Source organism: Promicromonospora sp. NPDC060204 (assembly GCF_042728455.1).
Lineage (GTDB): Bacteria > Actinomycetota > Actinomycetes > Actinomycetales > Cellulomonadaceae > Promicromonospora.
Genome location: NZ_JBHWZO010000198.1, coordinates 1 through 11,617 on the forward strand (window position 1 = coordinate 1; position 11,617 = coordinate 11,617).

An 11,617-nucleotide genomic window follows, 5' to 3' on the forward strand; every position below is an offset into this window, starting at 1 on the left:
GTCGGGATGGACCCGACGGCGCGCGACGTACGGCGGTGTGCGTTACGCGGGAGCTGTTCGCGCCCGTGTGTCAGCTCTGCGTGGCCGAGGCCAGCTCGGACTGGAAGCCGGCGAGGTCGGACGCACCGGTCGTGAACTTGCTGGTGGCGTCGGAGATCGCGTTGAGCGTCGCGACCGGGGCGGCCGCGCCGTGCGCCAGCGAGGACACGATCGTGTCGTTCGCGAACGACTCGATGGCGGTCTGCTGGTACTCCGAGAACTCCGCCGGGTCGGCGTCGGTCCGGGCCGGGATGGAGCCCTTGGCCTTGTTGAACGCGACCTGGCCCTCGAGCGAGCCCACGGTCTCCAGCCACGCCTTGGCGCCGTCCGGGTGGGGGGCGCCGACCGGCAGGGTGAACGAGTCGGCGAGGAAGTCGAACGTCCCGTCGGTGCCCGGGACCGGGGCCGCCGTGAAGTCCGTGCCGAGCACCTTGTCCTGCTCCTCGAACGCCGCCACGGCCCAGTCGCCCATGACGTTGAACGCCGCGGTGCCGTCGATGACCATCTGGGTCGCCTCGGGCCAGTCGAGACCGTCACGGTCGTCGTTGGTGTAGCCGATCAGCGTCTCGAAGTCCTCGAGCGCCGCCGTGACCTCGGGGCTCTCCCAGTCGGTCGAGCCGTCCCACAGGCCGCTGTACCCGTCCGCGCCCAGGTCGGCGAGGAGCACGGTCTCCAGCAGGTGGACCTGGGTCCATGTGGTGCCCACCGACAGCGGCGTGACGCCGGCCTTGTCGAGCTTCTCCAGGTCGGCCATCCAGGCGTCGAGGTCCGCGTACTCGGCCTCGGGGTCGATGCCGTTGTCCTCGAGCACCGTCGGGTTGGCCCAGACGACGTTCGCGCGGTGGATGTTCGACGGGATCGAGTAGATCGCGCCGTCCTCCGTGGAGAGCCGGTCGACCAGGTCGGCCGGGAAGACGTCCGTCAGGCCGAACTCGTCGTAAAGGTCGGAGACGTCCTCGATCTGCGCGGCGTCGATGTAGTCCTGCAGCTCGGCGCCCGCGTGGGCCTGGAACGTGTCCGGCGGGTCCTGCGCCTGCAGACGGGTCTGCAGCAGGTCCTTCGCCGCGGAGCCCGCACCACCGGCGACAGCGCCGTTGACGAACTCGATGTCGGGGTGCTGCTCGTTGAACACGCCCACCAGGGCGTCGAGGCCGGCCTTCTCGGATCCGGCAGCCCACCAGGTGAACACCTCGACCTGGTCGGCGCTGCCGCTCTCGCCGCTGCCTTCGCCACCGTCACCGCCGCCGCCGCACGCGGCCAGCGTGAGACCGAGCACAGCGGCTGTCGCCACCGTCGCGGTCATCCTCCGGTTCACTCGCATCTGGGGTCCCTCAACCTTCCTCGGTCGCTGGAGCACCGACCCGGGACGGCGTCGTCGTACCTGGCGAGGGTGAATTCTCCTCGCGGCCAGGACGGCGTCGTACCTGTGGACCGGCCGGGCGCGCCTGTACGCCCGTGAACCCGGGTCCTATCGAACGGCGGCGGAGCCTTGGTGTCAAGAAATGAACGCAAGCGTCGCTGGATCGTGACCTGAACGTTCAGTTCGTGTATCCAAAGCAGTCATACCAGGTCGATTCCCGACCGGGGCATTGCGGAAGGCGGTTACCCTGGGCGCTGTGCGCGCGGATCGGGTAACACCGGGTTCGCAGACCTCACTGCGTGAGGCCAACCGAGCCCGGATCGTGAGCGCCGTCCAGCAGCGTGGCTCTCTCACGCAGATCGAGCTGGCCGGCGTCACAGGGCTGTCCCCAGCCACGATCTCGAACATCGTCAAGGAGCTCACCGTCGCGGGCGTGCTGCACACCTCGCAGTCGGTGCGCAACGGCCGCCGCGCCCTCCAGGTCACGCTCGCGCGCAACCTCGGCGTCGTCGCCGGCATCCGGTTCGGCATGCGCTCCCTCAGCGTCGCGCTCGCGGACGCGTCCATGCGGGTCCTGGCCGAGCAGCGCATGCCGCTCGCGCCCGACCACCGTGCCGACGCCGGCCTGCAGCGCACCGCGATGCTGATCCGGGAGATGCTGGAGTCCGTCGACGCCGACCCGTCCGAGCTGCTCGCCGTCGGCGTCGGGGTACCCGCGCCAGTCGACATCCGCACCGGCCAGGTCGTCACCGTGGGCATGATGCGCGGCTGGGACGGCGTGCACGTCGACGACATCCTCGCCGCCGAGCTGGACGTGCCCGTGACCGCCGACAACGACTCGACGCTCGCCGCGATCGCGGAGGCCCGGTTCGGCGCGGGCGCCGGGCACGACTCGGTCGCCTACATCCGCGTCTCCCACGGCGTGGGCGGCGGGCTCGTGCTGGGCGGCCGCGCCGTGCACGGGCGGTCCGGCGTCGCCGGCGAGATCGGGCACGTGTCCGTCGACGAGCACGGCCCCGTCTGTCGCTGCGGCAACCGCGGCTGCCTCGAGATGCTGGTCGGCGCCTCCAGCCTGCTCGCCATGCTCCCGCCCGAGGCGGGGCACCTCACCCTCGCCGACCTGGTCGCCCGCGCCCGCGAGGGCGACGCCGGCTCCCGCCGGGTCGTGTTCGACGCCGGCCGCCACCTCGGCGTGGCCCTCGCCAACCTCTGCAACCTCGTGGACCCCGACGTCGTCGTCATCGGCGGCAAGCTCGCCGAGGCGGGGGAGCTGCTGCTCGAACCGCTGCGCACCTCGCTCGGCCAGCGCGTCGTCGCCACCTCGCGCGGCCCGGTCGAGGTCGTCCCGTCCGCGCTGGGGGCCGACGCCGGCGTCCGCGGCGCCCTCGCGGCCGCGCTCGACCAGGCCCGGATGTTCGGCTCCCTGGGGGTGAGCTCATGACCCGCCGGACGGTTGTGGCCGCCCTGGCCGGGCTGGCGCTCGTGGCCGGGCTCGGCGGGTGCGCGCCGTCCGAGCCCGCGGGCGCCGCAGGCGTGCCGCACGAGGGGACGATCGGCCTGCTGCTGCCGGAGGCGCAGACCGCCCGCTACGAGGCGTCCGACCACCCGACGTTCGTGGCCGTCACCGGCCGCCGCTGCCCGGGCTGCACGGTGCTGTACGCCAACGCGGGGCAGGACGCCGCCGCGCAGCTCCAGCAGGCGGAGTCCATGCTCGCCCAGGGGGCCGACGTGCTGGTGCTCGACGCCGTGGACACCGTGGCCGCCGCCGGTATCGTCGCGCAGGCCAAGCGGCTGGGAGCCCAGGTGATCGCCTACGATCGGTTCGTGGACGGCGCGGACTACTACGTGTCGTACGACTACGAGTTCATCGGCTTCCTGCTGGGCTCGGCACTTGCCGGTGGCGTCACGGAACGAGACGCTGAGACAGAAGCTGAACCAGACGCAGACGCCGGACCGGACGCCGAGGACCGGCCGGGGGTGCTGCTGGTGCACGGATCGGCGACCGAGCCCAACGCGCTCGCCATCGCCGCCGGCACCCGCCGCGCCCTCGAAGGAGAGGACATCGACGTGCTCGCCGAGTACTACACGCCCGACTGGAGCCCGGACAAGGCCACCGAGTGGACCGAGGCCATGCTCACCCGGTTCCCCGGGCAGGTCGACGGCGTGCTCGCCGCCAACGACGGCATAGCGGGCGGCGCGATCGCCGCGGCCAAGGCCGCGGGCCTGGACCCGGTCCCCGTCACGACGGGGCAGGACGGCGAGCTGGCCGCGGTGCAGCGCATCATCGCGGGCGACCAGTACATGACGGTCTACAAGGCGACCGACCAGCAGGCGCAGACCGCCGCGGAGCTCGCGGTGCGCGTGCTGCGCGGCGAGGAGCCGCGCACCACCGCCGTCATCCAGGGCGTGCCCACCGTGCTCCTGGCGCCCCGCGCCGTGGGCGTCGACGACGTCCAGCACGTGATCGTCGACGGGCACGTGTACACGACCGACGAGATCTGCGTCCCCGCCTACCGGGACGCGTGCGAGCGCGCCGGCCTGATCGGGGAGGCCACCCCATGAGCGACCCGGTGCTCTCGCTGCGCGGCGTCTCCAAGCGGTTCGGCGGCGTCCGCGCCCTGGTGGACGTCGACGCCGACGTGCACGAGCACGAGGTGCTCGCCGTCGTCGGCGACAACGGGGCGGGCAAGTCCACCCTGGCGGGAGTGCTCGCCGGCGCCCACCGGCCCGACGCCGGCCAGGTGCTGCTCGACGCGCGCCCCGTGGTGCTCGACTCGCCCGCCGCCGCGCGGGCGCTCGGCATCGCCGCGGTGTTCCAGGAGCTCGCGCTCGTGGACGACCTGGACGTCGTGGAGAACCTGTTCCTCGGGCACGAGACCCGCCGCGGGCCCCTGCTCGACGAGGTCGCCATGGAGCGCGAGGCGTGGCGGCTGCTCGACCAGCTCGCCGCCAGCGTGCCCAGCGTGCGCGACCCCGTCCGCACCCTGTCCGGCGGGCAGCGCCAGACCGTCGCCGTGGCCCGCGCGCTGCTCGGCTCGCCGCGCGTCGTCGTCCTGGACGAGCCGACGGCGTCGCTCGGCGTGCGCCAGACCGCCGAGGTGCTCAACCTCATCGTCCGGCTGCGGGAGCGCGGCCACGCCGTCGTGCTGGTCAGCCACCAGGCGGGCGACCTGCAGGCCGTCGCCGACCGCATCCTCGTGCTGCGGCTCGGCCGCGTGCACGACGTGTTCGACGGCGACGCGTCCTACGAGGACCTGCTCGCCGCCATGACCGGCGCGGTCCGGCCCGGGGCCAAGCACACCGGGGCCCGCTCCGGCGCGCGCGGCGGCACCCGGTCGGGCGCCGAGTCCGGCCGTGAGTCCGGCCGGGCGGTGCGCCGATGACCGCGCAGCAGGGCGGCACCGGTGCCGGGCTCTCCGGAACGGGACTGGCCGGCACGGGCGGCCTGACCGGAGCCGTCTGGCAGCGGGTGCGCGGCGGCAACAGCCTGCTCCCCATCGTCGGGGCGCTCGTGGTGATCTGGCTGGTGATGGGCGCCGTCAACCCCGCGTTCCTCGCCCCCGAGAACCTGGTCAACCTCACGCTGCAGAGCGCCCCCGTCGGCGTCATCGCCCTCGGCGTCGTCCTCGTGCTGCTGGTCGGCCAGATCGACCTGTCCGTGGGCTCGGTCAGCGGGCTGGCCGCGGCCGTCGTCGCCGTCGGCTCCGTGACGCTCGGGTGGCCCGTGGCGCTCGCGATCCTCGCCGCGCTGGCGTGCGGGGTGGTGGTCGGGCTGGCGTACGGCGCGCTCTCGACGCGGCTCGGGCTGCCGAGCTTCGTCTTCACCCTGGCCGGCCTGCTGTTCCTCGCCGGGGTGCAGCTGCGCGTGCTCGGGCCGTACGGCTCGATCAACCTGCCGTTCGAGTCGTGGTTCGTCCGGTCGGTGCAGCAGGGCTTCCTCTCGCCCGCCGTGGCCTGGGCGCTGGTGGTGGTCGTGGTGGCCACCACGGCGACGGTGCAGGTCGTGGCCCGGGTCCGACGTCGGCGGGCGGACCTCGCCTGCGCGAGCGTGCCCCAGATCGTGGTGCGCACCCTGGTGCTGGCCGCCGTGCTGTCGGCGATCGTGGCCTACCTGGGCACGGCCCGCGGCATCGGCTACACCGTGGTCCTGTTCGCCGGCCTGGTCGTGGTCACGGACGTGCTGCTGCGCCGCACGCGGTGGGGGCGGTCGGTGCGCGCGGTGGGCGGCGACCGGCGGGCGGCGGTGCTCGCCGGGGTGCCCGTGCAGCGCACCGTGGTGCTGTGCTTCGTCGCCTGCTCGACGCTGGCCGCGCTCGGCGGCGTGCTCGCCGCGGGGCGGCTCGGGGCCGCGAACCAGGGGACCGGCGGAGCGGACACGTACCTCGTGGCGATCGCCGCGGCCGTGATCGGCGGCACCAGCCTGTTCGGCGGGCGCGGCAGCGCCTGGTCGGCCGTGCTGGGCGTGCTGGTGATCCAGTCCATCGCCAACGGGCTCACGCTGATGAACGTGGACCAGGCCGCGCGGTACATGGTCACCGGCGCGGTGCTGCTGCTGGCGATCATCATCGACATGCTGATGCGCAAGCGACGGGAGGCCTGAGGTGATGCGTCGTCCGACGCTGGCGGTGGTGGCGCAGGCCGCAGGGGTGAGCCTGAAGACCGCGTCCCGGGTGCTGAACGGGGAGCCCAACGTGGCGTCCGCGACGCGCGAGCGCGTGCAGGACGCCGCGGCGTCGCTGGGCTTCCGCCGCAACGCCGTGGCCGCCGACCTGGCCCGGGGCGGCCTCTCGCGGCTGGTCGGGTTCATCACCGGCGACCTGGCCAACGAGTTCTACTCCGCCCTGGCCAGCGGTATCGAGCGCGAGCTGCGGGAGCACGGGCTGCAGCTCCTGACGGCGTCGTCCGACGAGGACCCCGAACGCGAGGCATCCCTGACGGGGGAGCTGCTCGAACGCCGCGTCGGCGCCCTGATCGTCACGCCCGCCGGCGCCGACCACTCCGCGCTGCGCGGCGAGATCGCAGCCGGGCTGCCCGTGGTGGTCGTGGACCGGCCGGCGGCCGGGATGGACGTCGACACCGTGGTCATCGACAACCGGGGCGGCACGCGCGCCGCCGTCGGCCACCTGCTCGCGCACGGCCACCGCCGCATCGCGTTCGTGGGCGACGAGCCCCACCTGTGGACCTACCAGGAGCGCAGCGACGAGTTCCTCGCCGCGATGACGGAGGCCGGGGTGGCCGACGCCGACCGCTGGGTCCGCTCCGGCGCCCACGACGCCGCGGCCGCCCGCGACCTGGCGCTGGAGCTGCTCGCCGCGCCCGAGCCGCCCACCGCGATCCTCGCCGCGAACAACCGGGCCACCGTCGGCACGCTCCAGGCGCTGCGCGACACCCCGGGCGGGGCGGACGTCGCCGTGGTCGGCTTCGACGACTTCGAGCTCGCCGACCTGCTGGGCATCACCGTGGTGGCCTACGACGCCGTGGAGATGGGGCGGCGGGCCGCCGAGCTCGCCGTCGCGCGGTCCGCCGACGCCGACCGGACGGTCGAGCAGGTGGTGCTGCCCACGCACGTCGTCACCCGCGGCAGCGGCGAGCGGCCGCCCCGCTGAGGGACCGGGCCGCGGTCCCCGCGGCGCCCCGTTGACACCAGGCCTGGCCTGCACCTACGTTCGGCACGCGACAGCGCTGTCAGCCGACGAGGGAGACCACCCATGTCCACAGTCACCGGCCGAGCCAGATCCCGGCACGCGGCCGCCGCTCTCTCGGGAGCACTCGCCCTGCTGCTCGCGGTGCCCTCGGGCGCCGCGTTCGCCGTCCCCGCCGGAGCGGGTCCGGCGGGCGCCGCGCCCCTCGGTGCCGGCACCGCCGACGCCGCGACGGCGCCGGGCGGGGGAGCCGGCGGCGACTTCGCCACCTCCTTCGAGGACGACGACGCGGCGCCGCTGGAGAACACCCCGGCGCAGCGCGACGGCGCGCCGTGGCAGGAGAACGTCGGCGAGTTCGTCGTCGGCTTGCCGGGCAGCGTGCTGGACCGGGTCGGCAATGTCGCGGCGAGCGCGGAGAACCTGCCGAACGAGGGCGCGGCCGACCTGGCGGACGCGTCGTCGGCCACCAAGTGGCTGACGTTCGCGCGCACGGGGTGGGCCACCTACGAGATGACCGAGGCCACCGTGGTCACGGCCTACGCGCTGACCTCCGCGAACGACTTCGCCGACCGCGACCCGCGCGCCTGGACGCTGCAGGGTTCGACCGACGGCGAGACCTGGGAGACGATCGACCAGCGCAGTGGCGAGGCCTTCGAGGACCGGTTTCAGCAGCGGGTCTTCGAGCTGGACGGTCCGACCGCCGCGTACACCTGGTTCCGGCTGGACGTGACGCAGAACGCGGGCGCGGGCATCGTGCAGCTCGCCGACTGGGACCTGTCCGCCGACCTCTCCGAGCAGCCCGCGGACCGGCCGATGACCACCGCCGTCGGCTCCGGGCCCACCACGGTGGACTTCACGAACAAGAAGGGCGTCGGCTTCACCGGCACCGCCTCGCTGCGGTACGACGGCGGCCACCAGGCCGACGGCCCGGCGCACGCGACCAACGTGCTGTACGACGACGTCGACGTCCGCGTGGGCCGCGACACCCGGCTGAGCTGGAAGGTCTTCCCCGAGCTGCTGGGCGACCTGGAGTACCCGTCCACCTACGCGAGCGTGGACCTGAGGTTCACCGACGGCACCTACCTGTCCGACCTGGACGCGCGCGACGCGCACGGGACGGCCGCGACGGCCGCCGGGCAGGGCGCGGGCAAGATCCTGTACGCCGACCAGTGGAACTCCGTGCGGGTCGACCTCGGGTCGGTCGCGCGCGGGAAGACCGTCGACCAGGTGCTGCTCGGCTACGACAACGACGGCGGTGCGGCCGCCACGAAGTTCGCCGGCTGGCTGGACGACGTCGCGCTGGAGTCCCGGCCCGAGCGGGTGGACGGGAAGAGCCTCACGAACTACGTGGACACGCGCCGCGGCACGCTGTCCAGCGGGTCGTTCTCGCGCGGCAACAACGTGCCGGCCACGGCCGTGCCGAACGGCTTCAACTTCTGGACGCCGCTGACCAACGCCTCGTCGCAGAGCTGGCTGTACGAGTACCAGGCCGCCAACGACGAGCAGAACCGCCCGGTGCTCCAGGGCATCGGCATCTCCCACGAGCCGAGCCCCTGGATGGGCGACCGCAACCAGCTCGCCTTCCAGCCCGCCACCGGCGCGGGCGTGCCCGACGGCGGCCTGGACGCGCGCGGCCTGGCGTTCGACCACGCCGACGAGACCGCGCGTCCCGACTACTACGGCGTGACCTTCGCCGACGGGATCAAGGCCGAGGTGACGCCGACGGACCACGCGGCGGTGCTGCGGTACACGTTCCCGGCGGATGCCTCGGACAACAAGGGCCACGTGCTGGTCGACCGCGTCGCCGGCTCCTCGAAGCTGTCGTTCGACGCCGCCACGGGCGAGCTGACCGGCTGGGTCGAGAACGGCAGCGGCCTGTCGGTCGGCCGCACCCGCATGTACGTGGCGGGCACGTTCGACCGCGCGCCGTCGGCCGTGGGCGAGGCGGCGGGCGACCGCGCCGGCGCCCGGTACGCGACGTTCGACACGAGCGAGGACCGCACGGTCGAGCTGCGCGTGGCGACGTCGTTCATCGGGCTGGACCAGGCCCGGGCCAACCTCGGCCTGGAGGTCACGGGCCGGTCGTTCGAGAAGGTGCAGCGCGCGGCCGAGCGGGAGTGGAACGACCGGCTCGGCGTGATCGAGACGGAGGGCGGCAGCGAGGACGAGCTCGTCACGCTGTACTCCAACCTGTACCGCCTCAACCTGTACCCGAACTCCCAGTTCGAGAACACCGGCACCGCCAAGCGGCCCGTCTACAGGTACGCGAGCCCGGTCACCGCGCCCACGGGCGAGGCGACCGACACCGTGACCAACGCGAAGCTCGTCGACGGCAAGATCTACGTGAACAACGGGTTCTGGGACACGTACCGCACGGCCTGGCCCGCGTACTCGTTCCTGTACCCGGACGTCGCCGCGGAGCTGGTCGACGGGTTCACGCAGCAGTACCGCGACGGCGGCTGGATCGCGCGCTGGTCCTCGCCGGGCTACGCCGACCTCATGACGGGCACGTCGTCCGACGTCGCGTTCGCCGACGCCTACCTCAAGGGCTCCCTGCCCACCGACAAGGCGCTCGACGCGTACGACGCGGCGCTGAAGAACGGCACCGTCGCCCCGCCGAACAACGCGGTGGGCCGCAAGGGCCTGGAGACCTCGCCGTTCCTCGGCTTCACGCCGGAGAGCACCCACGAGTCCGTCTCCTGGGGCCTGGAGGGGCTGATCAACGACTTCGGCATCGGCAACATGGCCGCGGCGCTCGCCGAGGACCGTCGGGTCCCGCGGGAGCGGCGCGCGACGCTGCGGGATGAGTCGGCCTACTTCCTGGAGCGCGCCACGCACTACGGCGAGCTCTTCGACCCGGAGATCGACTTCTTCCAGCCCCGGCACGCCGACGGCACGTTCCTCAACGCACCGGACGAGTACGACCCGCGCACGTGGGGCGGCGGCTACACCGAGACCAGCGGCTGGAACTTCTCGTTCCACGCGCCGCAGGACCCGCGCGGCCTCGGCAACCTCTACGGCGGCCAGCAGGGGCTGGAGGACAAGCTCGACACCTTCTTCGCCACCCCCGAGGACGCCACCCACACCGGCGGCTACGGCGGCGTCATCCACGAGATGCGCGAGGCGCGGGACATCCGCCTGGGCCAGTGGGGCATGAGCAACCAGGTCTCGCACCACATCCCGTGGCTGTACGACGCCGCGGGCGCGCCCCACAAGACCCAGGAGATCGTCCGGGAGGTCACCCGCCGCCTGTTCGTCGGCAGCGAGATCGGCCAGGGCTACCCCGGCGACGAGGACAACGGCGAGATGTCGTCGTGGTGGATCTTCGCCGCGCTCGGCTTCTACCCGCTGCAGGTCGGCTCCGACCAGTACGCGATCGGCTCGCCGCTGTTCGACAAGGCCACGGTGCACCTGCCGGACGGCGACCTGGTGATCAACGCCCGGAACAACTCCGTGGAGAACGTCTACGTGCAGTCGCTGCGGGTGGACGGGCGGTCGCGGACGTCGACGTCGCTGTCGCAGGCGGACCTGTCGGGCGGCGCCCGGCTGGACTTCGTGATGGGCGCCGAGCCGTCTTCCTGGGGAACGGGCGCGGGCGACGCTCCGCCGTCGCTCACCGAGGGTGACGAGCCGCCGATGCCGGACCGGGACGCGACCGGGACGGGGACCGTGACGGTCGCGGACGGCGGGGACGGCTCGGGCGGCTCTGTTGCCGACGCCGACGCGCTCGTGGACGACACCTCGACCACGCGCACGACGTTCGTCACGGCGACGCCGACGATCACCTGGGACGGGTCCGGCACGACGGCCACGGTCGGCACGTACACGCTGACCTCGGGTGTCGCGGGCACGGCGGCGCCGTCGGCCTGGCGGCTGGAGGGGTCGGGCGACGGCGAGAGCTGGACCGTGCTCGACGAGCGGGACGGCGAGGCGTTCCGCTGGGCGCTGCAGACCCGGACGTTCCAGGTGGAGGACCCGGAGGAGTACGGGCACCTGCGGATCGTGGTCGAGGCGGCTGCGGATGTCGCGTCGGCGGACGTCGCGTCGGCGGGCGGTTCCGGGGCTGACTCGGCGGGCGATACGGAGGGCGACTCGGCGGGCGACCTGTCGCTGGCCGAGGTGCAGCTCCTGGCCGACCAGGGCGCCGGCGCCGACGCGCTGCCGCTCGAGGCGGCCGCGACACCGGACGCCCAGACGCGGGCCGAGACCCGGGCCGCCGACAAGGCGGAGGACGCGGCGGGCGGCGTCACGGTGTGGGCCGCCCCGGCCTGCGTCGACGGCGACTCGACGCTGCGGGTCGTGGTGGACGGCGCCGAGGGTGCGTCCGTCCGCGTCACGTCCGACTTCGGGACGGAGACGGTCAAGGGCGACGGCGAGCTGACGTTCGAGTCGGGCTCGGCGCAGGTCGGCACCGGCGCGGTGACCGCCGTCGTCACGGCGACCGTCGACGGCCAGAAGGCGACCGAGACGGTGACCGTGCCGTACCAGGCAGCCGCCTGCGGCTGACCCTGGTGCACCCAGGCATCCTGGGCCGCCGCATTGAGTTCGGTCGGTTGCGTTGAGATCGGTCCATCGA

The 11,617-nt window shown here is 73.5% G+C and carries 7 protein-coding genes; 6 read left to right on the forward strand and 1 reads right to left on the reverse strand.

Annotation, left to right across the window (positions count from 1 at the left end; genetic code table 11):
* Positions 1–70: 70 nt before the first annotated feature.
* A complete protein-coding gene (locus ACFWEJ_RS21220; protein ID WP_377231173.1) occupies positions 71–1,360 on the reverse strand; it encodes an ABC transporter substrate-binding protein in 1,290 nt (429 codons plus the stop codon).
* A 361-nt stretch (positions 1,361–1,721) separates the two neighbouring features.
* Between ACFWEJ_RS21220 and ACFWEJ_RS21225 the strand changes: the two genes are divergently transcribed.
* The 6 genes from ACFWEJ_RS21225 (at position 1,722) to ACFWEJ_RS21250 (ending at position 11,547) form a co-directional block, all read left to right on the forward strand.
* Positions 1,722–2,840, forward strand: coding sequence for an ROK family transcriptional regulator (locus ACFWEJ_RS21225; protein WP_377231174.1), 1,119 nt, complete (start codon positions 1,722–1,724; stop codon positions 2,838–2,840).
* Positions 2,837–3,961 (forward strand): substrate-binding domain-containing protein, encoded by a 1,125-nt coding sequence (locus ACFWEJ_RS21230; protein ID WP_377231175.1) that lies wholly within the window; start codon positions 2,837–2,839, stop codon positions 3,959–3,961. Before ACFWEJ_RS21225 ends, ACFWEJ_RS21230 begins: the two co-directional genes overlap by 4 nt.
* Positions 3,958–4,782: an ATP-binding cassette domain-containing protein gene (locus ACFWEJ_RS21235; RefSeq protein WP_377231176.1), complete on the forward strand. Its 825-nt coding sequence runs from the start codon at positions 3,958–3,960 to the stop codon at positions 4,780–4,782. The genes ACFWEJ_RS21230 and ACFWEJ_RS21235 overlap by 4 nt, the downstream gene beginning before the upstream one ends.
* Entirely contained in the window at positions 4,779–5,999 is a 1,221-nt protein-coding gene (locus tag ACFWEJ_RS21240) for a sugar ABC transporter permease (RefSeq protein ID WP_377231177.1), read from the forward strand. The genes ACFWEJ_RS21235 and ACFWEJ_RS21240 overlap by 4 nt, the downstream gene beginning before the upstream one ends.
* 4 nt (positions 6,000–6,003) lie before the next feature.
* On the forward strand, positions 6,004–7,005 hold the full coding sequence (locus tag ACFWEJ_RS21245) for a LacI family DNA-binding transcriptional regulator (protein ID WP_377231178.1): 1,002 nt from the start codon (positions 6,004–6,006) through the stop codon (positions 7,003–7,005).
* A gap of 102 nt (positions 7,006–7,107) precedes the next feature.
* A complete protein-coding gene (locus ACFWEJ_RS21250; protein WP_377231179.1) occupies positions 7,108–11,547 on the forward strand; it encodes a GH92 family glycosyl hydrolase in 4,440 nt (1,479 codons plus the stop codon).
* Positions 11,548–11,617 lie beyond the last annotated feature (70 nt).